Source organism: Roseobacter cerffii (assembly GCF_054226325.1).
This window is the reverse complement of the sequence record NZ_CM135757.1, coordinates 2,744,883-2,767,755: the sequence shown is the minus strand read 5'-3', so window position 1 is coordinate 2,767,755 and position 22,873 is coordinate 2,744,883. Positions and strand designations below refer to the sequence as shown.

The following is a 22,873-nucleotide window of genomic DNA, read 5'->3' as shown; positions in this document are numbered from 1 at the left end:
ATCGCCACGCAGGGCGCGGGTCGAACAGCGAAGCTGTTCGACAGGCCAGATTTCGAGAGGATCGCAAAATGATGGACGGAAGCAAAGGCTTTGAAGACGCCCTCACGGGCGAGCAGAAGATCCGCAACTTCAACATCAACTTCGGGCCGCAACACCCCGCAGCCCACGGCGTGCTCCGGCTGGTGCTGGAGCTTGACGGCGAGATCGTGGAGCGCTGTGACCCGCACATCGGGCTGCTGCATCGCGGCACCGAGAAGCTGATGGAGAGCCGGACCTACCTGCAGAACCTGCCGTATTTCGACCGGCTCGACTATGTGGCGCCGATGAATCAGGAGCACGCCTGGTGTCTGGCCATCGAGAAGCTGACCGGTGTCGAAGTACCACGCCGCGCCAGCCTCATTCGCGTGCTCTTCTGCGAGATCGGGCGGGTGCTGAACCACCTGCTGAACATCACCACGCAGGCGATGGATGTGGGCGCGCTGACCCCGCCGCTCTGGGGCTTTGAAGAGCGCGAAAAGCTGATGATCTTCTATGAGCGGGCCTGCGGCGCGCGGCTGCACGCGGCATACTTCCGGCCCGGCGGCGTGCATCAGGACCTCACGCCCGAGCTCATCAACGATATCGAGACCTGGGCCAAGGAATTCCCGAAGGTCATGGCGGATATCGACGGGCTGTTGACCGAAAACCGCATCTTTAAGCAGCGCAACGCCGACATTGGCATCGTGACCGAGGAGGATATCCTCGAATACGGCTTCTCCGGTGTCATGGTGCGCGGCTCCGGCCTTGCCTGGGATCTGCGCCGCGCGCAGCCCTATGAGTGTTACGACGAGTTCGACTTCCAGATCCCCGTGGGCAAGAACGGCGACTGCTATGACCGCTATCTGGTGCGCATGGAAGAGATGCGCCAGTCGGTGTCGATCATCCTGCAGGCCATCGAGAAACTGCGCGCACCCGAGGGGCAGGGCGATATCCTTGCGCGCGGCAAGATCACCCCGCCCAGCCGCAAGGATATGAAACAGTCGATGGAGAGCCTGATCCATCACTTCAAGCTCTACACCGAAGGCTTCCACGTGCCCGAGGGCGAAGTCTATTGCGCGGTCGAGGCGCCGAAGGGCGAGTTCGGTGTGTATCTGGTCGCCGATGGCACCAACAAACCCTATCGTGCGAAACTGCGCGCGCCCGGGTTCCTGCATCTGCAGGCGATGGATCACATGTCGCGCGGGCACCAGCTGGCCGATGTGGCGGCGATCATCGGGACCATGGACGTGGTGTTTGGAGAAATCGACCGATGAAGATGGCCCTGACAGGCGCCGCGCTCTGTCTGTGCGGTGCGTCTGCCGCGGTGGCGTCGATGTCAGAGCTGATCGGCGACTCTGTCGGCTATGAGACGATCCGCGAAGGGGTTGTGATGATCGAAACCTCCACCGGCGGCAGTTTCTGCAAGATTGACGTCGGGGATCGGGTGTTTGAGGCCTTCGCCGACAATGGTGCCGTGAGTGGACACGAGGTGACCTGTATTCCTTACGAGGTATTCAACGCCGCATTCGTGTCGTCGGATCAGCGCAGCTTCACCGACTATATCGACGCCTCGGAAGGTTATGTGAATGTGCGCGACGGTGTGATCCTGATCGAGGAAAGCTTCGTGTCGTCGCTGTGCCAGATCACCATTTCCGACGAGGATTTCGCCCGGTTTGCCGCGGAAGGCAGGAGTGGCGTTCAGGATGCCCGCGCGGTCTGCGTGCCAATAGATGAGCTTGAGAATTAGATGCTGAGACGCCTTCATCCCGACCAACCCGATGCTTTTGTTTTCACGCCGGACAACCTCGCGTGGGCGGAAGGCCAGATCACGAAATACCCCGAGGGGCGGCAGGCCAGCGCCATCATTCCGCTGTTGTGGCGCGCACAGGAGCAGGAAGGGTGGCTGTCGAAACCGGCGATCGAGACCGTTGCGGATATGCTGGGGCTGAGCTATATCCGGGCGCTGGAAGTGGCGACCTTCTACTTTATGTTTCAGCTGCAACCCGTTGGTGCCATTGCACATATTCAGGTTTGTGGGACAACCTCCTGCATGATCTGCGGGGCCGAGGATCTTGTCGCCGTCTGCAAGGAGAAGATCGCACCCGAGCCGCATGCGCTGTCGGCGGACGGGAATTTCTCCTGGGAGGAAGTGGAATGCCTCGGGTCCTGCTCGAACGCGCCGATGGCGCAGATCGGCAAGGATTACTACGAGGATTTGACCGCCGACCGCATGGGCGAGATCATTGACGAGCTGGCCGCGGGCAAGGTGCCGGTGCCGGGCCCGCAGAACGGGCGCTATGCGGCAGAACCGCTGAAAGGTCTGACCTCGCTGACGGAGTACGACAGCGGCAAGACGCAGTACAACGCGTCGGTGCAACTGGCCGTCGACATCGGCGACACGGTCAAGCGGATCGATGGCACCGAGGTGCCGCTGATCATGCCGTGGCAGGGCAAGGCCGCCAATGTGGCCAAGCAGCCTGCACGCTCGGTGCGGCCCGCGGAAGGTGTGCCCGCCGATGAGACCGGGATCACCGAGCAGGAAGCGCGCGCGGCCTCGAAGGCCAAACCCCCGTCGAAAGCCGACCCTGCGACGGGTGATGCGCCCGTCGGTGAAAAGCCCGCAACGCTTGAGGCAGCGCGGGACGGTGGCCCCGACGATCTGAAGAAGATCAAGGGGGTGGGGCCGAAGCTCGAGACACTGCTGCACGGGCTGGGCTTTTTCCATTTCGACCAGGTCGCGGCCTGGACCGAGACCGAAGTGGCCTGGGTCGATGAGAACCTCGAAGGCTTCAAGGGTCGTGTGAGCCGGGACAACTGGGTGGCGCAGGCGAAGGCGCTGGCCGAGGACAAAACCTCCTGAATTTCCAAAAACGCAAAAGCTGGTTAGAGTGAGATCGGACGGACGACCAACAGGAAAAGAGGGACCGGGATGGACAACAATCAAGGTATGATCGGGATGGCTCTGGGGAGCTGGCTGGTGGCATTGGCGGGCGGCATTTTGGCGGCGGTGCTGCTGATGGTGCTCGGCGGCTGGGGCTTTATGCAGGGCGCGTTTGTGGGCTTTGTGGTGTTCCTGGTCTTTGGCGCGATCATCAGCTGGATCATGACGCGGCCCTTGCCCGGACCGGGTGAGATACGCGCCGAGGCGACCCCCGCTCCGCAACCGGCGGCGGCCCCTGCTGCGGCCCCGGCCCCGACCGCGACGGCCCCTGCGGCGAGCGCTGAGGCGGCGAAGGTGCAGCCGTCGAAACGGCTGCCCGGTCAGGAGGACCTGGCCGCGCGCAAGGGCGACTGGAAGTACGAGAAAGAGCCCGAACCCGAGACCAAGAAGGTCGCCAAGGGCATCAAGAAGGTTGCGAAGAAAGTGGCGCCGGTTGCGTCCTCTGACGGCGACCGGCCCGGCGGCTTCACCGATACACCGCGCGAGGGCGGTGCGGATGATCTCAAGAAGATCAGCGGTGTCGGGCCCAAACTGGAAGAGACATTGAATAGCCTCGGCATCTGGCACTTTGACCAGGTGGCGGCGCTGACCAAGGAAGACATCGCCTGGGTCGATGAGCGGTTGCGGTTCAAGGGCCGGATCGAGCGGGACGACTGGGTCGGTCAGGCCAAGACACTGGCCAGCGGCGGATAGGCCGCCGGGACGAAACGGACGAACGGAAAGGCAGAACTGATCGTGAGTGCGCAGGATCAGGACAGGCAGGCGCAGGAGCGCGCGCTGGCCGCCAAGGGGCGGCTAGTGAGCCTTGTGATCGTGGGCACCATGGTGCTGTGGCTGCTCGCGCTTTGGCTGGGGCCGAAGCTGGGCATGCCCGGACGGTATGCCTTTCTTTTCGATTTTGCGGCATTGGCAGGGCTCTTCTGGGCGCTGGTGGTGTCTTTACAGATACGGCGCGCGCGGAAAGACGCGCGCGGCAACGAGTGAGAGGGGAAGCGGTATGCTTCAGGACAAGGACCGGATCTTTACCAATATCTACGGCATGCATGACCGCACGCTGAAGGGCGCGCAGAGCCGCGGCCATTGGGATGGCACGGCGGACATCATCAAGAAGGGGCGCGACTGGATCGTGGACCAGATGAAAGCCTCTGGTCTGCGCGGGCGCGGTGGTGCGGGCTTCCCCACGGGGCTCAAGTGGTCCTTCATGCCGAAGGAGAGCGACGGGCGGCCCGCCTATCTGGTTGTGAATGCGGACGAATCCGAGCCCGGCACCTGCAAGGACCGCGAGATCATGCGGCATGATCCGCACACGCTGGTCGAGGGGTGCCTGATCGCGTCTTTCGCGATGAATGCGCATGCCTGCTACATCTACATTCGCGGGGAATACATCCGCGAGAAGGAGGCGCTGCAGAACGCGATTGACGAGGCCTATGACGCGGGGCTGATTGGCAAGAATGCCGCCGGGTCCGGCTGGGATTTCGATCTATATCTGCATCATGGGGCAGGGGCCTATATCTGCGGAGAAGAGACCGCCTTGCTGGAAAGCCTTGAGGGCAAGAAAGGCATGCCGCGGATGAAGCCGCCGTTCCCTGCGGGCGCGGGCCTCTACGGCTGCCCCACCACGGTGAACAACGTGGAATCGATTGCCGTAGTGCCGACGATCCTGCGGCGCGGGCCGGAGTGGTTCGCGGGTTTTGGCCGGGCGAACAACGCAGGGACCAAGCTCTTCGCGGTGTCGGGCCATGTGAACAACCCCTGCGTGGTGGAAGAGGCCATGTCGATCACCTTTGAAGAGCTGATCGAGACCCATTGCGGCGGCATTCGCGGTGGGTGGGACAACCTCAAGGCGGTGATCCCGGGGGGCTCCTCGGTGCCGTGCATTCCGGGCAAGGACATGCGCGAGGCGATCATGGATTTCGACTACCTGCGCGAGCAGCGCTCCGGCCTTGGCACGGCGGCGGTGATCGTGATGGATCAGTCCACAGACATCATCAAGGCGATCTGGCGCCTGTCGAAGTTCTACAAGCATGAAAGCTGCGGGCAGTGCACGCCCTGCCGCGAGGGCACCGGCTGGATGATGCGCGTGATGGACCGGCTGGTCACGGGCGAGGCGGAGGTCGAAGAGATTGACATGCTGCTCGACGTGACGAAACAGGTCGAAGGTCACACGATCTGCGCGCTGGGCGATGCGGCAGCCTGGCCGATCCAAGGGTTGATCCGCCACTTCCGTGACGAGATCGAGGACCGCATCAAGCATAAGCGCACAGGCCGCGTGTCGGCGGTGGCGGCGGAGTAGCTTAATGTGGCGAGTTGTCTTCTACTTATCAATCCTCTCTACTTTGCTAGGGTGCACTGGTGCCGTAGGTAACTCTGACCAAATGTTACTGAAACAGACTGACCCGGTATCGGTTTCTTTGCGGCTAGGTGATCTAAGCGAGCCTGCCATACCAATGCCCGAGTACATACTTGTCGACTCTATTACTTCGACGATCGCAAGAAATCTCAGCCTCAGATGCCCCAATGTTCGTTACGACTATGACGCAGAGCGTTCGATGGTTGGCAATTGGGCAAAGCAGCTTAACGCCGACCGGGTCTCACGCGTGCAGTATAACAGGCTTTTACGAGACGAGATTAGAGGACCCGTGAACCTCGCTTACATTATCTATTCCGAGCATAATGAGCTTGACTGGCGAGATCCAAGTGAAGTCTGCGCTGTCGCGAAGAAAGAGATACGACTTAAGACGCCAATAGGGCAACTTCTCAACAATGCTGAGAAACAGACATGACCCACCTCGCGGAATTCAATATCGGCACGCTCCAGTACGATTGGGACGATCCGCGCGTGGCGGATTTCCTGAATGGCTTGGACCTCGTGAACGGGATTGCGCAGCGCAGCCCGGGGTTTGTGTGGATGATGGACGGTGACGCCATGGAAGCGGCTCAGGCCGATCCGGAGGGGCCGCTCGGGGGGAACCCGCGCACGGCCTCGACGCTGTCGGTCTGGGAGGATGTGGCGAGCCTGGAGCACTTCGTCTGGAATACGGTGCACAAGCAGTTCTATGATCGCAAAGAGGAATGGTACGGCGCGGTCGAAACCCTGCGGTTGGTGATGTGGTGGGTGCCGGTGGGGCACCGCCCGACGATTGACGAAGCCATGGCGCGGTTCCGTTTGCTGGAGCGCGAGGCGAGACGGCGGAGGCCTTGGCTGGGCTTATCTCAAGGACGCCGCGCTTTGGAAAGAGAAGCGGTGCGGGACCGCGGCATGAGGACCCTGTACCGCATACGCCCGGTGCGACCGTGGCAGGCATCGCGCTGGTGCTGACGGCTTGCGGGCCGCTTGGGGTTGCGCCGCAGGGCACGCCCTCGGACATCTTCGGCACCACCGAGGGCGGCGGGCCGTCCGCTGAACTATATCTATGACGAGATCGTGCCGCTGTCAGCGGCGGGGTATATCTCGGACAATTGCGACACCATCGCCTTCAGCCAGGTGGAGGAAGAGCGCATGCTGCGGGATCTCAAGGAGCGCGTACTGGACGACGGCTCACGCCCAACCAGATGGACGCGATCTTCAAGGTCTGGACGAGAACGCCGAGTTCCAGCGTCGGCTTGACGCGGATCAGACCGCCTATATCCAGCGCTGGCGGCTGGATGAGGACACGCCCGAGACCTTCGCACCCTGGCAAGGCCGAGATCGACGCGGGCGCAAGGTCGCGCGGTTTCTGATCGATACGGAAAGGCAGGGGTAGACGATGCAGGGATATCATCTTGCGGAGCTGAACGTCGCCGGTTGGTGGCGCCCGTGGACGACCCGCGCGTGGCGGAGTTCATGCCAACATCGACCGGATCAACGGGTTGGGCAAGCGCATGCCGGGGTTCGTGTGGATGATGGAGGCTCGGGCGCGCCGGGCATGGGCAATACCGAGAACGCGATCGGGGGCCGATCCGCGGTTTGTGCCGAACCTGAGCGTCTGGGAGAGTGTTGCGCAGATGGAGACCTTTGTCTGGGCACGATCCACAAACAGTTCTACGACGGCGCGCGGAATGGTTCAAGTGCTCGGAGAGATGCATTTCGTGATTGGGGTGCCGGAAGCCACCAGCCGACCTTGGACGAGGCGCTGGAGCGGCTCGCGCACCTGAAGGCTCATGGAGACAGCGACCATGCCTTTGGCTGGGCGCATTGAAGGAAGCAAGCCAGTGGCAGGCGGGCCGATGCGCCCCGGTCGCGGCGGAGTAGAATGATGAGACCAGTATACGCAGTGTTGATGATCGGCGGCTGCTTGCAGCCTGTGGCAGTGGGGCGGAGGACATCGCCTTTGATGGGCAGTTCTACCGCACCGGCATCAGTGACCTTGATGAGCGGCACAAGTTCCAAGTGACCGCAGCCCCGGTGTCGGCCTCGCTGCTCGGCGCGCGGGAAGCGGCGCGCTATGAGGCGACGATCTTCTGCGTGACGGAATATGGCAGCTCGGCCATCGAGTGGGTTGTGGGCCCGGATGATGCGGATGAGGTGCTGCCGATCACCAACGACACGCTGACGCTGGAAGGGGCCTGTCCGCAGTGATCCGCCACGTTTCATATCCCGTGCTATTGCATAGCAGAACCTGCACACCCCATCTCGGGTGTGAGAGGGTGCAGCCCGCACCCGGCAGGAGCTTGGATATGAAGAAAACCGTTGTGACACTTATGCTTGCGGCGATGATCGCCGTGCCGCAGATGGCGCAGGCAAAGCCGCCTTTGCGGGATGTGAAGCCCATCGATGACGGGCTCTTTGCGATTGGGCTGGCGGATCAGATCCGCAAGAACTGTCCACAGATTTCGGCGCGCATCCTACCGGCGCTTTCTGCATTGCAGAATTTGAACCAACAGGCGAAAGACATGGGCTATACTCAGGCGGAGATTGACGCCCATGTGGACTCGGATGCCGAAAAGGACCGGCTGCGCGCCCGCGCCGCGCAATACATGGCGTCGAAGGATTTGAAGACGGATCAGGCGGGCTATTGCACGCTTGGCAAAGAGGAAATCGCCCGGAACAGCACGGTGGGCGTGCTGCTGAGGGCAGAGGACTAGGCCGCGCGGCCCCGGCGGTGTCCGGGACGACGTGCGACAGCAAGAGGCGAGAGATATGAGCGACTTACGCAAGGTGGTCATCGACGGCAACGAGATCGAAGTGGACGGCGCGATGACGCTGATCCAGGCCTGCGAAGAGGCCGGGATCGAGATCCCGCGGTTCTGCTATCACGAACGGCTGACGATTGCGGGCAATTGCCGCATGTGTCTGGTCGAAGTGGTCGGTGGGCCGCCGAAGCCTGCGGCCTCTTGTGCGATGCAGGTAAAGGATTTGCGCCCAGGCCCGGAAGGTCAGCCGCCGGTGGTGAAGACCAACTCGCCGATGGTGAAGAAGGCCCGTGAGGGCGTGATGGAGTTTTTGCTCATCAACCACCCGCTGGATTGCCCGATCTGCGATCAGGGGGGCGAGTGCGACCTGCAGGACCAGGCGATGGCCTATGGCGTCGATTTCAGCCGCTACCGCGAGCCGAAGCGCGCGACCGAAGACCTTGATCTTGGCCCGCTGGTCGAGACGCATATGACGCGCTGCATCTCCTGCACCCGCTGTGTGCGCTTCACCACGGAAGTGGCGGGCATTCACCAGATGGGCCAGACCGGACGCGGCGAGGATGCGGAGATTACCAGCTATCTCGGCCAGACGTTGGACAGCAATTTGCAGGGCAATATCATTGACTTGTGCCCCGTTGGTGCGCTGGTCTCGAAGCCTTACGCCTTCACCGCGCGGCCTTGGGAGCTGACCAAGACCGAGAGCGTGGACGTGATGGATGCGCTGGGGTCCAACATTCGCGTGGATACCAAAGGCCGCGAAGTGATGCGCTTTCTGCCGCGCAACCATGACGGCGTGAATGAGGAGTGGATCTCCGACAAGACGCGCTTCGTCTGGGACGGGTTGCGGCGGCAGCGGCTCGACAAGCCGTACATTCGAGAGAACGGCAAGCTGCGCCCGGCGAGCTGGCCCGAGGCTTTGACGGCGGCGGCGCAGGCGATGGCGGGCAAATCGGTCGCCGGGCTGATCGGAGATCTGGCGCCGGTCGAGGCGGCTTATGCGCTGAAACAGCTGATCGAAGGGCAGGGCGGTGCCGTGGAATGCCGGACCGATGGGGCCAAGCTGCCTGCGGGCAACCGCTATGGCTATGTCGGTGACGCCTGCATCGAAGATATCGAAGACGCGCAATATGTGATGCTGATCGGAACCAACCCGGCGGTGGAAGCGCCGGTGCTGAACGCGCGGATCCGCAAGGCCTGGACCTGCGGCGCCAATGTGGCGCTGATCGGCGAGGCAGCGGATCTGACCTATGAGCACGTGCACATGGGCACGGACCGCAAGGCGCTGGCCGATCTGCAGCAACATGAGTTCGGCGCGGTGAAGGACGTGCCCTCGATCGTGATCGTGGGGCAGGGCGCTTTGACGGGTGATGATGGGGCTGAGGTTCTGGCCGCTGCGATGGACGTGGCCGAGAAGACCAACAGCAAGCTTCTGGTCCTGCACAGCGCAGCGGCGCGCGTGGGCGCGATGGATATTGGTGCCGTCGCGGACGGCGGGATGGAGGCGGCTCTGGGGGCGGAGGTGATCTACAACCTTGGCGCGGACGAGGTCGACATTCCCGCCGGGCCTGTCGTGATCTACCAGGGCAGCCATGGCGACCGGGGGGCGCATCGCGCGGATATCATCCTGCCGGGCGCGGCCTATACCGAGGAGCCAGGGCTTTTTGTGAACACCGAAGGGCGGCCCCAGTTGGCGCTGCGCGCGGGCTTCGCGCCCGGAGAGGCCAAGGAAAACTGGGCGATCCTGCGGGCGCTGTCGGCCGAGATGGGCGCACAGCTGCCCTTTGACAGCATCGCGCAGCTGCGGCAGGCGCTGGTCAAGGACGTGCCGCATCTGGGCAAGATTGACGACGTGCCGGAGAACGCCCGGGCGCCGCTGGAGACCGGCGAGCTTGGCACGGGCGCCTTTGTCTCGGCCGTGTCCGATTTTTACCTGACCAACCCGATTGCGCGCGCCTCGCAGCTGATGGCGGAGCTCAGCGCCAATGCGAAGGCGCGTCGTCAGGAGGCGATGGCGGCGGAATGAAGCGGATCGCGCTGATATCTCCGCTGGCGCTGGCCGCCTGTGCGCCGCCGGTGCCCACGGCAGAGGATTTCATCCCCGACTACCTGGGGATCGAAACCGTGCCGCTGGATGGAGATCTGGTGCAGTTCAACGTGGCGATGACCAAGGCGCTGTCGAATGCCGACGTGCAGCGCTACGCCGAATGTGCGGCGGCGCGCTATACCGTGGACCAAGGATACGGTTTTGCACGACATTTGCGCACAAATGTGACGGAAGAGGGTGGCGTGTGGGCAGCAGATGCTGTTTACACCATCTCGCCGACCCTGCCTGACGGGCTCGCGGTGATCGACGCAAATGTCACCGTCGCCGCCTGTGAGGAAACTGGAATACCGACGGTGTGAGGACCTATGGCTGACTTCTTTACCACCCCCGGCGGCATTGCCGTGATCATCCTGGCCCAGGTGCTGGCGGTGGTCGGCTTTGTCATGGTCTCGCTGCTGTTCCTGGTCTACGGCGACCGCAAGATTTGGGCCGCGGTGCAGATGCGCCGGGGGCCGAACGTGGTGGGCACCTTCGGGCTCTTGCAGACCGTTGCGGATGCGCTGAAATACGTGGTGAAAGAGGTCGTGGTGCCCGCGGGCGCGGATAAGACCGTCTTCATGCTGGCGCCGATGACGTCCTTTGTGCTGGCGCTGATTGCCTGGGCGGTGATCCCGTTCAACGAGACCTGGGTGCTGAGCGACATCAACGTGGCCATCCTCTTTGTCTTCGCCGTCTCCTCGCTGGAGGTTTACGGCGTGATCATGGGCGGCTGGGCCTCGAACTCGAAGTATCCGTTCCTCGGTTCGCTGAGGTCTGCCGCGCAGATGATCTCTTACGAGGTGTCGCTGGGCCTGATCATCATCGGGGTGATCATCTCGACGGGGTCGATGAATTTCGGCGGCATCGTAGCGGCGCAGGACGGGCCCTACGGGTTTTTCAGCTGGTACTGGCTGCCGCATTTCCCGATGGTCTTCCTGTTCTTCATCTCCTGTCTGGCCGAGACTAACCGTCCGCCGTTTGACTTGCCGGAAGCGGAGTCCGAGCTCGTGGCGGGCTATCAGGTAGAATATTCCTCGACGCCGTTCCTGCTCTTCATGGCGGGGGAATACATCGCCATCTTCCTGATGTGCGCGCTGACCTCACTGCTGTTCTTCGGCGGCTGGCTGTCGCCCATCCCCGGGCTGCCCGATGGCGCGCTCTGGATGGTGGCGAAGATGGCGTTCTTCTTCTTCATCTTCGCGATGGTGAAGGCGATCACACCGCGCTACCGCTATGACCAGCTGATGCGGCTGGGCTGGAAAGTGTTCCTGCCTTTCAGCCTCGTCTGGGTCGTCTTCGTGGCCTTCGCTGCCAAATTCGAGTGGTTCTGGGGCGCCTATGCGCGCTGGGGTATGGGCGGATGAGCCGACAGTTTGACATAGAGAGTTCCGCAATGCGCAAGGCGCATTGCATCGCGCCCGACCCCGCCCCACAGGGCGGGCGCGATTGCGCCCACCCTCAGGGTCAGGCGCGATGCTGGGGCACTGGAGGTAACCGATGACACAGATCGACTACACCCGCGCCGCCAAGTATTTCCTGCTGCAGGATTTCTGGGTCGGCATGAAACTGGGGCTCAAGTACTTCTTCGGGCCCAAGGCAACCGTGAACTACCCGCATGAGAAGGGGCCGCTGTCCCCCCGTTTCCGGGGCGAGCACGCGCTGCGCCGCTACCCGAACGGCGAGGAACGCTGCATCGCCTGCAAGCTTTGCGAGGCGATCTGCCCCGCGCAGGCGATCACCATCGATGCAGAGCCGCGCGAGGATGGGTCGCGCCGTACCACGCGCTATGACATCGACATGACCAAATGCATCTATTGCGGCTTCTGTCAGGAAGCCTGTCCGGTGGATGCGATTGTCGAAGGGCCGAACTTCGAGTTCTCCACCGAGACACGGGAAGAGCTCTACTACGATAAGGACAAGCTGCTGGCCAACGGCGAGCGCTGGGAGGCCGAGATCGCCCGCAACCTGGAGCTGGACGCGCCTTACCGATGACCACGTCCGACGCATATCAACGCGGCAAGGCGATGGCCGAGGCCACCAATCCCGGCATCGAGGCAACGCTGGCGGCGCGCTATGACGCGATCCTGCCGGGGTTTTCGACGTCGATGATGGAGGTGGCCTTCGGCCACTATTACACGCGCGAGGGGCTCGACGATAAGACGCGCTATCTCGCGACCGTGGCCGCGTTGGCGGCGCTTGGTGGGCAGACCGGCCCGCAGCTCAAGGTGCATGTCCGCAATGCGCTGCGCTCAGGCGCTACGCAGCGCGAGGTGGCCGAGGTGATCAACCAGATGGCGCTTTACGGCGGCTTCCCGGCCATGATCAACGCGCTCAACTCCGCGCTTGAGGTCTTCGAGGAGGAGGCCGCATGAGCGATACGAAGAACCCCTTCGAAGGCGCGAACCCTTTTGCGGCGATGTTCACCCAGGCGCAGGAGATGGCTAAGGCCTTCCCGGCGATGGAGGCCTTCACGCCCAAGGGGTTCGAGAAAATGATGGGCACCATGCCCAAGGACATGATGGAAATGATGTTCGGCAATGCGCTGAACGAGGGCTCTCTGGACGCGCGTACGCGGATGCTGCTGACGCTCGCGGGGCTGACGATGCAGGGCGCGCAGAACGACATTGCCTTCCGGCAAGCGGTGCGCCATGCGCTGGAAGCCGGGGCCACTGAGCAGCACATCGTCGAGACCATCGGCCAGATGTCGATGTTTGCGGGCCTGCCGGCGATGACGCGGGCGCTGGAGCTGGCGCAGCAGGTGCTGGACGAAGGAAAGGACGAGGAATGACGGTTTTTGCCTTTTATCTCTTTGCGATCAGCGTGATCGCAGGCGGGCTCTTCACCGTGATCAGCCGCAACCCGGTGCATTCGGTGCTTTGGCTGATCCTCGCGTTTCTCAGCTCTGCGGGGCTCTTTGTGCTCTTGGGCGCGGAGTTCGTGGCGATGCTGCTGATCATCGTCTATGTGGGCGCGGTTGCGGTGCTGTTCCTCTTTGTGGTGATGATGCTCGACGTGGATTTCGCCGAGCTGAAGGCGGAGATGGCGAAATACATGCCGCTCGCGCTGCTCATCGGCGTGGTGATCCTGATGCAATTCGTGATGGCCTTTGGCGCCTGGGAGAGCAACGCGGCGGCGGATGGCTTCCGCGCGCAGGTGACGCCGGTGGATCGACACAACACCGAGGCGCTGGGGATGATCCTCTATGATCAGTACTTCCTTCTGTTCCAGCTGGCGGGGCTGATCCTGCTCGTGGCGATGATCGGGGCGATCGTGCTGACGCTGCGCCACCGCTCGGATGTGAAACGGCAGGACGTGGTCGCACAGATGATGCGCGACCCGGCGACCGCGATGGAGCTGAAGGATGTGAAGCCCGGGCAGGGCTTGTAATGGAGGGCGATCAGATTGCCATTCTGGTGGCCGTTGCGGTCGCGGTGTTCGCGGCATTTGGATATTTCAACCGGCGTTGAGGCCGGCAAGGACAAGACGATGGGGCTTCAAGGCGGAACATGGCAGGCGGTTCGGGTCGCGGCGACGGGGTTGATCCTGTTTGCGGCGGGCGGCGCGCAGGCGCTGTCGGTCGAAGACTGCACCCGCATCACACACATCAGCCATGGCGGTGAGGCCGATCACTGGGACCTCGGTGAGGGCCGGGTGATGTGGCGCGATTGGTGGTCTCAGGAAGGCTCGGCCACCGACATCACGGTGATGGATTGCAAGCCCGGCGCGGCGCTGACCTTTCGTGCCGCCGAAGAGAATATGAACGCGCGCTTCCCGTTTGATCGCGTCGAGGATGCGTTGAAGGTGATCGCCAAACACGAGTCCGGCGCGCGGGTTTTCGCGACCCTGGAGCGGATGGCGGATGAGCTGAAGGGCTTCACCCGCGATGTGCGGATCGAGACCCGCAATGAGGAAACATGTGCCTGCGCGGCCTTCTATCCGGACACGCGCGGCGATAAGACGGAATTTGTGCTGGGCTGAGGCGCGGCACGTCAAGGAAGAATCGGGATACATCCCGGAGGGGCGACATGATCGGACTTGAACACTACCTGACAGTGGCGGCGACGCTCTTTGTCATCGGCATCTTCGGGCTGTTTCTAAACCGCAAGAACATCATCATCCTGCTGATGAGTATTGAACTGATGCTGCTGGCGGTGAACATCAATCTGGTTGCCTTCTCCAGCTTCCTGGACGATCTGGTGGGGCAGGTCTTCACGCTCTTTGTGCTGACGGTTGCCGCGGCGGAGGCGGCGATCGGCCTCGCCATCCTCGTATGTTTCTTCCGCAACCGCGGCACGATTGCCGTGGAAGACGTCAATGTGATGAAGGGCTGAGACCATGGAAACCATCATCCTCTTTGCCCCGCTGGTTGGCGCGCTTCTCTGTGGCTTTGGCTGGCGTGTCTTTGGCGAGACGGCGGCGCTGTGGATCGCCACCTCGCTGCTGTTCGTCTCGGCGATCCTGAGCTGGGTGGTCTTCCTGACGTTCGATGGGACGACCGAGCAGATCCAGATTTTACGCTTTATCGAAAGCGGCACGCTCAGCACCGATTGGGCGATCCGGCTCGACCGGCTTACGGCGATCATGCTGATCGTGATCACCACGGTCTCCAGCCTCGTGCACCTTTATTCCTTTGGCTATATGGATCACGACCCACAGTGGCGCGAGGGCGAGACCTATAAGCCGCGGTTCTTTGCGTATCTCAGCTTCTTCACCTTCGCGATGCTTATGCTGGTGACCTCGGACAATCTGGTGCAGATGTTCTTCGGCTGGGAAGGCGTGGGCGTCGCGTCATACCTGCTGATCGGGTTCTACTACCGCAAGCCAAGTGCCAATGCGGCGGCGATCAAGGCGTTTGTGGTCAACCGTGTCGGCGATTTCGGGTTCGCGCTGGGGATTTTTGCGCTCTTCTTCCTCACCGACAGCATCAACTTCGACGACGTGTTTGCGGCCGCACCTGATCTGGCGGAGACGCAGCTGACCTTCCTCTGGGGGGAGTGGAACGCGGCCAATCTGGTGGCTTTCCTGCTGTTTATCGGTGCCATGGGCAAGTCGGCTCAACTGATCCTGCACACCTGGCTGCCGGACGCGATGGAGGGGCCGACACCGGTGTCCGCGCTGATCCACGCGGCGACCATGGTGACGGCTGGGGTTTTCCTCGTCTGCCGCATGTCGCCGGTCATGGAGTTCGCGCCGCAAGCGATGATGTTCGTGACGATGCTGGGGGCAGCGACGGCGTTCTTTGCCGCCACGGTCGGCCTGGTGCAGACTGACATCAAACGCGTGATCGCTTATTCGACTTGCTCGCAGCTCGGCTATATGTTCGTGGCGGCGGGCGTAGGTGCCTATTCGGTGGCGATGTTCCACCTCTTCACCCACGCGTTCTTCAAGGCGATGCTGTTCCTCGGCGCGGGCTCGGTCATCCACGGGATGCACCACGAGCAGGACATGATGAACTATGGCGGGCTGCGCAAGAAGCTGCCCTACACCTTCTGGGCCATGCTCATCGGCACGCTGGCGATCACCGGCGTGGGCATCCCGCTCACCGGGTGGATCGGGTTTGCCGGTTTTGCGTCGAAGGATGCGGTGATCGAGAGCGCCTATGCGGCGATGCCCGGTGGCTTTGCCTTCTGGGCGCTGGTGATTGCGGCACTGTTTACCTCCTTCTACTCTTGGCGGCTCATGTTCCTGACCTTCTGGGGGGAGCCGCGGGGGGACAAGCACACCTATGAACATGCGCATGAAAGTCCCATGACGATGCTGATCCCGTTGGGCGTGCTGGCGTTGGGGTCGGTTTTCGCCGGGGCAATCTGGTATTCGAGCTTCTTCGGCAAGCAGAACGAGGTCATCACCTTCTTCGGCGGTCACTACGAAGAGCCGAGCGACGAGATTAAAGCCGCGGTGGCGGAGCGCAGCCCGAAGGCGTCGGAGCTGCACTATGTGATGGAAGATGCGCCTGGCGGTGCGGGCATCTACATCGCCCCCGAGAATACGGTGCTGCACGAGGCGCATTACGTGCCCACATGGGTGAAGCTCTCGCCATTCATTTCGATGGTTTTGGGGCTTGCCGTGGCGTTCTGGTTCTACATCGTGAACCCGGAGCTGCCGAAGCGCTTGGCCGAGAACCAGCGGCCGCTGTACCTGTTCCTTAAGAACAAGTGGTACTTTGACGAGATCTACGACGTCATCTTTGTGGGCCCGGCGAAGTGGATTGGCCGCTTCTTCTGGCGGCGCGGCGATGGCGATGTGATTGACGGCAGCCTCAACGGCGTCGCCATGGGCATCATCCCCTTCTTCACGCGCCTCGCGGGCCGCGCGCAGTCCGGATACATTTTCACCTACGCCTTTGCCATGGTGATCGGCATCGCGGTGCTGGTCACGTGGATGTCGCTCTCCGGGGGAGCCAACTGATGGACAACCTGCTTTCCATTGTGACCTTTATCCCGGCAGTTGCGGCGCTGATCCTGCTGATCTTCCTGCGCGGCGATGATGAGGCGGCCAACCGCAACGCCAAGTGGCTGGCGATGGCCGCGACGACGATGACCTTCCTCATCTCGCTGTTCATCCTGGCGGAGTTCGACCCCAACGATACGGGCTTCCAGTTTGTGGAAGAGGCGCCGTGGCTTCTGGGTCTGCAATACAAGATGGGTGTCGATGGCATCTCGGTGCTTTTCGTGATGCTGACCACCTTCATGATGCCGCTGGTGATTGCGGCGTCGTGGAATGTGACGGTGCGCGTGAAGGAATACATGATCGCATTCCTGATGCTGGAGACGCTGATGCTTGGTGTCTTCATGGCGCTCGATCTGGTGCTGTTTTACCTCTTCTTCGAGGCCGGTCTGATCCCGATGTTCCTGATCATCGGGATCTGGGGCGGGGCGAACCGCATCTATGCGAGTTTCAAGTTCTTCCTCTACACCTTCCTCGGCTCGGTGCTGATGCTGGTGGCGATGGTCGGGATGTTCGCCGAAGCGGGAACCACCGACATCGAGCAACTGCTGCGGCATCAGTTCGACTTCGAGACCTTCTCGATTGCGGGCGTGACCATCGTAGGCGGCCTGCAGACGCTTCTGTTCCTCGCGTTCTTCGCCAGCTTTGCGGTCAAGATGCCGATGTGGCCGGTGCACACCTGGCTGCCGGATGCCCACGTGCAGGCGCCGACGGCGGGCTCGGTCGTGCTTGCGGCGATCCTGCTGAAGATGGGTGGCTATGGCTTCCTGCGGTTTTCGATCCCGATGTTCCCGGTGGGGGCGGAGGTGCTAACGCCGCTGGTGCTGTGGATGTCGGCCATTGCGATTGTCTACACCTCGCTGGTCGCGCTGGTGCAGGAGGATATGAAGAAGCTGATCGCCTATTCCTCAGTCGCGCATATGGGCTTTGTGACCATGGGCATCTTTGCGGCGAACCGGCAGGGCGTGGATGGTGCGATCTTCCAGATGATCAGCCACGGCTTCATCTCAGGCGCGCTCTTCCTCTGCGTCGGCGTGATCTATGATCGGATGCATACGCGCGAGATCGACGCCTATGGCGGCCTCGTGAACCGGATGCCGGCCTATGCACTGATCTTCATGCTGTTTACGATGGCCAATGTGGGCTTGCCGGGCACCTCCGGGTTCGTGGGTGAATTCCTGACCCTGATGGCGACTTTCCAGGTCAACACCTGGGTTGCGGCTGTGGCGACCACGGGTGTGATCTTCTCCGCCGCTTACGCGCTCTGGCTCTATCGCCGGGTGGTTATGGGCGATCTGATCAAGGAGAGCCTGCGCTCGATCACCGATATGACCCCGCGCGAGCGTTGGATCTTTGCGCCGCTGGTGTCGATGACCCTGCTGCTGGGTGTTTACCCCGCGTTGGTGCTGGATATCACCGGGCCCGCGGTGGCAAATCTGGTCTCAAACTACGACACGGCGCTGGCCGCGGCTGAGGCCGCCAACCAGCTGGCGTCGAACTGAAGGAACACGCGATGACTGCCGCTGATCTGACCCTTGTGCTGCCGGAAATCCTGCTCGCGGTTTACGCGATGGGGATGCTGTTGGTGGCGGTCTACACCACCAAGGACGGGCTCGCGTCGACGCTGGTCTGGATGACCGCAGGCGTGATGGTCGCACTTGCCGCCTGGATTGGAACGACGGGCGAGGGCGCGCGGAGTGCCTTTAACGGGATGCTGATGATCGATGGCTTTGCGCGCTTTGCGAAGGTCACGATCCTGTTGGCCGCCGCCGCCGTTCTGGTGATGTCCGAGGCTTACATGAAGCAGCGCGATCTGCTGCGCTTTGAGTATCCGCTGCTTGTGGCGTTGAGTGCTGTGGGCATGATGGTCATGGTCTCTGCGGCCGACCTGATGGCGCTTTACATGGGGTTGGAGCTGCAGTCGCTGGCGCTTTACGTAGTGGCGTCCTTGCGCCGGGACTCGGTGAAATCGACCGAAGCCGGGTTGAAGTATTTCGTGCTGGGGGCGCTCTCCTCGGGCCTTCTGCTATATGGCGCATCGCTGGTTTACGGCTATGCGGGCACCACGCTCTTCTCGGGAATCATTGAAACCGCACAGGCGGGCGAGGTCTCGCTGGGGCTGCTCTTTGGCCTTGTCTTCCTGATGGCGGGGATGGCGTTCAAGGTCTCGGCCGTGCCCTTCCACATGTGGACGCCGGACGTCTATGAAGGCTCACCCACGCCGGTCACCGCGTTCTTTGCCACCGCGCCGAAAGTGGCGGCCATGGCGCTCTTTGCGCGCGTGCTGCATGACGCCTTTGGCAATGCGGTGAGCGACTGGAGCCAGATCGTGGCGTTGCTGTCGGTGCTCTCGATGTTCCTGGGCGCTGTCGCGGCGATTGGGCAGACCAATATCAAGCGTCTGATGGCTTTTTCCTCGATTGCCCATATGGGTTATGCGCTGATGGGCCTCGCGGCAGGTACGGTGCTCGGTGTGCAGGCGATGCTGATCTATATGGCCATCTACGTGACCATGAACGTGGGCACCTTCGCCTTCATCCTGATGATGGAGAAGGATGGCCAGCCTGTCACGGATATCGGGGCGCTGAACATGTACGCCAAGCGTGAGCCGGGCAAGGCGCTGGCGATGCTTGTGCTGCTGTTCTCGCTCGCGGGTGTGCCGCCGATGTTGGGCTTCTTCGGCAAGTTCTATGTGCTGCGCGCGGCCTATGAGGCGGGGCTGGCGTGGTTGGCGGTGGCCGGTGTGATCGCGTCGGTCATTGGGGCCTATTACTATCTGCGCATCGTCTTCTACATGTACTTCGGCGACGAGGCGGAAGAGGGCATCGACGCAGGGGGCTCGCCGCTTCTGTCGGGGTTCCTGATGGCGTCTGCGGCGATCATGGTTCTGGGCATCGCGAATATGTTCGGCGTGGAATCGGCGGCTGCAGCGGCTGCAGCGACGCTGCTCAACTGATCGGGATGCACTTGGCGACCGGACGCCCCTTCGGCGACACTCTTCGTCTGACGGCACCATGAGCCATTGGCCGGACGGATATGGCCGGGTGGTTTTGGAGGAGGCCGGGTCCACGCTGGACGAGGGCCTCACCCGAGCCGCGGACACGCCTGCGCCATTCTGGGTTCTGGCGCACCGGCAAACCGCTGCGCGGGGGCGTCGCGGGCGGGCCTGGGCCATGCCAAAGGGTAATTTTGCGGCCACACTGATCCTGCGTCCGGACGAGCCTCCGGGTGTGGCGGCGCTGCGGTCCTTTGTGATGTCGCTGGCGCTGCACCGCGCGTTTGTCGAGGTCTGTGGGCGCGGCGATGCCTTTGCGCTGAAGTGGCCCAATGATGTCCTGCTGCGCGGCGGCAAGGTCGCGGGCATTCTGCTGGAGAGCACAGGCCAAGGCGGTGCGATGGGGCCACTGGCGATTGGCGTGGGGGTCAACCTTGTGGCGGCGCCGGGTGCCGAGGAGGTGGAGCCGGGGGCGATCCGCCCCGTTTCGCTGCGCAGTGAGCTTGGTCTGACGGTTAGCGCCGAGGCCTTTCTCGACGCACTTGCCCGGGCCTATGCACCGCTTGAGCAGCAGTTCACCACACATGGTTTTGCGCCCATTCGCGCCGCGTGGATGCAGCACGCCGCGCGGTTGGGCGAGGCGGTCACTGCACGGACGGGCCGCGAGGAGATCGCGGGCACCTTTGAGGACGTGGACGCGGATGGTAACCTTTTGCTGCGGACGCCCAAAGAGATGCGCGCGATTGCCGCGGCGGATGTGTTTTTCTGAAGGGGGCGGCCCATGCTTCTGGCGATTGATTGCGGCAACACGAACACGGTCTTTGCGATCTGGGACGGCGAGCAGTTCCTCGCGTCCTGGCGCACCTCAACCGAATGGCAGCGCACGGCGGATCAGTATTACGTCTGGCTGAGCACACTGATGAAGCTGCAGTCGCTGGATGTTCAGATCACCGACATGATCATTTCCTCGACCGTACCGCGCGTGGTCTTCAACCTGCGCGTCATGGCGGACCGCTATTTCAACACGCGACCGCTGGTGGTGGGCAAGCCCGACTGCCTGCTGCCGGTGGATGTGCGGGTGGATCAGGGCACGCAGGTGGGGCCGGACCGGCTGGTCAATACCGTGGCGGGGCATGATCTCTATGGCGGTGATCTGATCGTGGTGGACTTCGGCACGGCCACGACCTTTGACGTGGTGGCCAGCGATGGTGCCTATGTGGGCGGGGTGATCGCGCCAGGCGTGAACCTGAGCCTCGAGGCACTGCACCAGGCGGCGGCGGCCCTGCCGCATGTGGATATCTCCAAACCGCAGGCTGTTGTAGGCACAAATACCGTGGCCTGCATGCAATCGGGCGTCTTCTGGGGTTACATCGGTCTGGTGCGTGAGATATGTGCCCGGATCAAGGCGGAACGCGACCGCGAGATGCGCGTGATATCAACGGGGGGGCTGGCCCCGCTTTTCCAGCAATCCGAGGCGCTGTTTGACGCCTTCGAAGATGATCTGACAACGCACGGTCTGACCGTGATCCACAAGTATAACAAGGACACCGCTTAACCCTCATGAGCAACGAACGATTGATCTACCTCGCGCTTGGCGGCGCGGGTGAAATTGGCATGAACTGCTATGTCTATGGCTATGGCCGCCCGGGCAAGGAGCGGCTGATTGTCGTCGATCTCGGCGTTGCCTTTCCGGACATGGAAACGAGCCCCGGGGTCGATCTGATCCTGCCGGACATCGCCTGGCTGGTAGAGCGGCGCGACCAGATCGAGGCGGTCTTCATCACCCATGCGCATGAAGATCACATTGGCGCGGTGGCGCATACCTACGGGCAGCTGCGCGCGCCGATCTACGCGCGGCCCTTCACGGCGAATATCGCTCGGCGCAAGATGGAGGAGCAGGGCCATCCCGAGGACGCTGTGCAGGTGGTCTCGGCCTGGCCCGAAAAGATCGCGGCGGGGCCGTTTTCCGTGGGCTTCCTGCCGATCTCGCATTCGATCCCGGAAAGCTCTTCCATGGTGATCGACAGCCCCGATGGGCGGGTGATCCACTCCGGTGACTTCAAGCTCGACGAGACGCCGCTGGTGGGCGAGCCCTTCGATGCGGACCTCTGGGCCGAGGTCAGCAAGGACGGGGTGAAGGCGCTGATCTGTGACAGCACCAATGTGTTTTCCCAGCACGAAGGCCGGTCTGAGGCAAGTGTCGGCCCGGAGATCACCAAGCTGGTCGAGCAGGCGAAAGGCATGGTCGTCGCGACGACCTTTGCCTCGAACGTGGCGCGGGTGAAGACGCTGGCCGAAGCGGGCGAGCGCGCCGGGCGCTCCATCGTGCTGATGGGGCGGGCGATGAAACGCATGGTTGAGGCTGCGGTGGAGGCAGGTGTTTTGACCGACTTTCCACGCGTGGTGCCGCCGGAGGACGCGAAGGACATCCCGCGCGAGAACCTGATGTTGCTGGTGACTGGCTCCCAGGGCGAGCGGCGCGCGGCCTCGGCGCAGCTGTCGCGCGGCAAGTATCAGGGCATGGAGATGAAGGAGGGCGATCTCTTCCTCTTCTCCTCCAAGACCATTCCCGGCAACGAGAAGGGGGTGATCCGCATCATCAACGCCTTTTCCGAGCAGGGCGTGGATGTGGTCGATGACAGCACCGGGCTCTATCACGTTTCGGGCCATGCGAACCGGCCCGATCTGGAGCGGCTGACCAGCATCGTGAAGCCGCAGGTGGTGATTCCGATGCACGGCGAGCACCGGCATCTGCGGGAACACGCGAGGCTGGCCGAGCGCAACGGGATGACCGGTGTGCTGGCGGTCAACGGGATGATGGTGGATCTCTCGGGCAACCAGCCGACGATTGCCGAGTACATCGAGACCGGGCGGACCTATCTGGACGGCTCCGTGCAGATCGGCGCGCTGGATGGTGTTGTGCGCGACCGCATCCGCATGGCGCTGAACGGTCATGTGGTTGTCACGGTCATTCTGGATGACGAGGACGAACCGCTGGGCGAGCCGTGGTGCGAACTGATGGGTCTGCCTGAGACGGGCAGCAGCCGAGCGTCGCTGGTGGATGTGCTGGAGGCCGATCTGGGCCAATGGCTCGCGCGGGCGGGGGCGAAGACACTGCGGGACGATGACAAGCTGCATGACGGCATGAAGCGCATCGTGCGGCAGACCGCGCTCGATGAGATCGGGCGCAAGCCGGAAGTCACGATTGTGGTGAGCCGCTTGAGCTAGGCTGTCTGGCGGGGCTCATGGGGCAACCCGGCCCTTCGGGGAGGATATT

The 22,873-nt window shown here is 62.6% G+C and carries 26 protein-coding genes; all 26 read left to right on the top strand.

Features of this window, described 5'->3' with window-relative positions:
* The first annotated feature begins 71 nt into the window (after positions 1-71).
* A complete protein-coding gene (locus tag ACVC7O_RS13445) occupies positions 72-1,292 on the top strand; it encodes an NADH-quinone oxidoreductase subunit D (RefSeq protein ID WP_458326094.1) in 1,221 nt (406 codons plus the stop codon).
* Positions 1,289-1,765, top strand: coding sequence for a hypothetical protein (locus tag ACVC7O_RS13440; protein ID WP_458322628.1), 477 nt, complete (start codon positions 1,289-1,291; stop codon positions 1,763-1,765). The genes ACVC7O_RS13445 and ACVC7O_RS13440 overlap by 4 nt, the downstream gene beginning before the upstream one ends.
* Positions 1,766-2,878: an NADH-quinone oxidoreductase subunit E gene (locus ACVC7O_RS13435; RefSeq protein WP_458322627.1), complete on the top strand. Its 1,113-nt coding sequence runs from the start codon at positions 1,766-1,768 to the stop codon at positions 2,876-2,878.
* 69 nt (positions 2,879-2,947) lie between these two features.
* On the top strand, positions 2,948-3,652 hold the full coding sequence (locus tag ACVC7O_RS13430; protein ID WP_458322626.1) for a hypothetical protein: 705 nt from the start codon (positions 2,948-2,950) through the stop codon (positions 3,650-3,652).
* A gap of 42 nt (positions 3,653-3,694) precedes the next feature.
* Positions 3,695-3,943 (top strand): DUF5337 domain-containing protein, encoded by a 249-nt coding sequence (locus ACVC7O_RS13425; protein WP_458322625.1) that lies wholly within the window; start codon positions 3,695-3,697, stop codon positions 3,941-3,943.
* A gap of 13 nt (positions 3,944-3,956) precedes the next feature.
* The gene (gene nuoF, locus ACVC7O_RS13420; RefSeq protein ID WP_458322624.1) at positions 3,957-5,252 is read left to right on the top strand and encodes an NADH-quinone oxidoreductase subunit NuoF; all 1,296 of its coding nucleotides are present in this window, start codon (positions 3,957-3,959) and stop codon (positions 5,250-5,252) included.
* 486 nt (positions 5,253-5,738) lie between these two features.
* Complete coding sequence (locus ACVC7O_RS13415; RefSeq protein WP_458322623.1) at positions 5,739-6,278, top strand: DUF3291 domain-containing protein; 540 nt, start codon at positions 5,739-5,741, stop codon at positions 6,276-6,278.
* A gap of 542 nt (positions 6,279-6,820) precedes the next feature.
* Positions 6,821-7,093 carry a DUF3291 domain-containing protein gene (locus ACVC7O_RS13410; protein ID WP_458322622.1) on the top strand — a complete coding sequence of 91 codons (273 nt, stop codon included), beginning with the start codon at positions 6,821-6,823 and terminating at the stop codon, positions 7,091-7,093.
* On the top strand, positions 7,060-7,137 hold the full coding sequence (locus tag ACVC7O_RS13405; RefSeq protein ID WP_458326093.1) for a DUF3291 domain-containing protein: 78 nt from the start codon (positions 7,060-7,062) through the stop codon (positions 7,135-7,137). Before ACVC7O_RS13410 ends, ACVC7O_RS13405 begins: the two co-directional genes overlap by 34 nt.
* Positions 7,138-7,328: 191 nt before the next feature.
* Positions 7,329-7,517 carry a hypothetical protein gene (locus ACVC7O_RS13400; protein ID WP_458322621.1) on the top strand — a complete coding sequence of 63 codons (189 nt, stop codon included), beginning with the start codon at positions 7,329-7,331 and terminating at the stop codon, positions 7,515-7,517.
* Between the two features lie 98 nt (positions 7,518-7,615).
* The gene (locus ACVC7O_RS13395; RefSeq protein ID WP_458322620.1) at positions 7,616-8,023 is read left to right on the top strand and encodes a DUF5333 domain-containing protein; all 408 of its coding nucleotides are present in this window, start codon (positions 7,616-7,618) and stop codon (positions 8,021-8,023) included.
* 55 nt (positions 8,024-8,078) lie between these two features.
* Positions 8,079-10,094 (top strand): NADH-quinone oxidoreductase subunit NuoG, encoded by a 2,016-nt coding sequence (gene nuoG, locus ACVC7O_RS13390; protein WP_458322619.1) that lies wholly within the window; start codon positions 8,079-8,081, stop codon positions 10,092-10,094.
* The gene (locus ACVC7O_RS13385) at positions 10,091-10,474 is read left to right on the top strand and encodes a hypothetical protein (RefSeq protein WP_458322618.1); all 384 of its coding nucleotides are present in this window, start codon (positions 10,091-10,093) and stop codon (positions 10,472-10,474) included. The genes nuoG and ACVC7O_RS13385 overlap by 4 nt, the downstream gene beginning before the upstream one ends.
* 6 nt (positions 10,475-10,480) lie before the next feature.
* A complete protein-coding gene (nuoH, locus tag ACVC7O_RS13380; protein ID WP_159974446.1) occupies positions 10,481-11,518 on the top strand; it encodes an NADH-quinone oxidoreductase subunit NuoH in 1,038 nt (345 codons plus the stop codon).
* Positions 11,519-11,651: 133 nt separating this feature from the next.
* Entirely contained in the window at positions 11,652-12,146 is a 495-nt protein-coding gene (gene nuoI / locus ACVC7O_RS13375) for an NADH-quinone oxidoreductase subunit NuoI (RefSeq protein ID WP_458322617.1), read from the top strand.
* Positions 12,143-12,526 carry a carboxymuconolactone decarboxylase family protein gene (locus ACVC7O_RS13370; protein WP_458322616.1) on the top strand — a complete coding sequence of 128 codons (384 nt, stop codon included), beginning with the start codon at positions 12,143-12,145 and terminating at the stop codon, positions 12,524-12,526. Before nuoI ends, ACVC7O_RS13370 begins: the two co-directional genes overlap by 4 nt.
* Entirely contained in the window at positions 12,523-12,942 is a 420-nt protein-coding gene (locus ACVC7O_RS13365; protein WP_458322615.1) for a carboxymuconolactone decarboxylase family protein, read from the top strand. The genes ACVC7O_RS13370 and ACVC7O_RS13365 overlap by 4 nt, the downstream gene beginning before the upstream one ends.
* The gene (locus tag ACVC7O_RS13360) at positions 12,939-13,541 is read left to right on the top strand and encodes an NADH-quinone oxidoreductase subunit J (protein WP_458322614.1); all 603 of its coding nucleotides are present in this window, start codon (positions 12,939-12,941) and stop codon (positions 13,539-13,541) included. The genes ACVC7O_RS13365 and ACVC7O_RS13360 overlap by 4 nt, the downstream gene beginning before the upstream one ends.
* 99 nt (positions 13,542-13,640) lie before the next feature.
* Entirely contained in the window at positions 13,641-14,132 is a 492-nt protein-coding gene (locus tag ACVC7O_RS13355; protein ID WP_458322613.1) for a hypothetical protein, read from the top strand.
* A 47-nt stretch (positions 14,133-14,179) separates the two neighbouring features.
* Complete coding sequence (gene nuoK / locus ACVC7O_RS13350; protein WP_011569388.1) at positions 14,180-14,485, top strand: NADH-quinone oxidoreductase subunit NuoK; 306 nt, start codon at positions 14,180-14,182, stop codon at positions 14,483-14,485.
* Positions 14,486-14,489: 4 nt separating this feature from the next.
* Positions 14,490-16,562: an NADH-quinone oxidoreductase subunit L gene (gene nuoL, locus ACVC7O_RS13345; RefSeq protein ID WP_458322612.1), complete on the top strand. Its 2,073-nt coding sequence runs from the start codon at positions 14,490-14,492 to the stop codon at positions 16,560-16,562.
* Positions 16,562-18,103, top strand: coding sequence for an NADH-quinone oxidoreductase subunit M (locus ACVC7O_RS13340; protein WP_458322611.1), 1,542 nt, complete (start codon positions 16,562-16,564; stop codon positions 18,101-18,103). Before nuoL ends, ACVC7O_RS13340 begins: the two co-directional genes overlap by 1 nt.
* An 11-nt stretch (positions 18,104-18,114) precedes the next feature.
* Positions 18,115-19,557, top strand: a complete 1,443-nt coding sequence (gene nuoN / locus ACVC7O_RS13335; RefSeq protein ID WP_458322610.1) for an NADH-quinone oxidoreductase subunit NuoN — start codon at positions 18,115-18,117, stop codon at positions 19,555-19,557.
* A 58-nt stretch (positions 19,558-19,615) separates the two neighbouring features.
* Complete coding sequence (locus ACVC7O_RS13330) at positions 19,616-20,365, top strand: biotin--[acetyl-CoA-carboxylase] ligase (protein ID WP_458322609.1); 750 nt, start codon at positions 19,616-19,618, stop codon at positions 20,363-20,365.
* A gap of 12 nt (positions 20,366-20,377) precedes the next feature.
* The gene (locus ACVC7O_RS13325) at positions 20,378-21,151 is read left to right on the top strand and encodes a type III pantothenate kinase (RefSeq protein ID WP_458322608.1); all 774 of its coding nucleotides are present in this window, start codon (positions 20,378-20,380) and stop codon (positions 21,149-21,151) included.
* Between the two features lie 5 nt (positions 21,152-21,156).
* Positions 21,157-22,824 (top strand): ribonuclease J, encoded by a 1,668-nt coding sequence (locus tag ACVC7O_RS13320; protein ID WP_458322607.1) that lies wholly within the window; start codon positions 21,157-21,159, stop codon positions 22,822-22,824.
* Positions 22,825-22,873 lie beyond the last annotated feature (49 nt).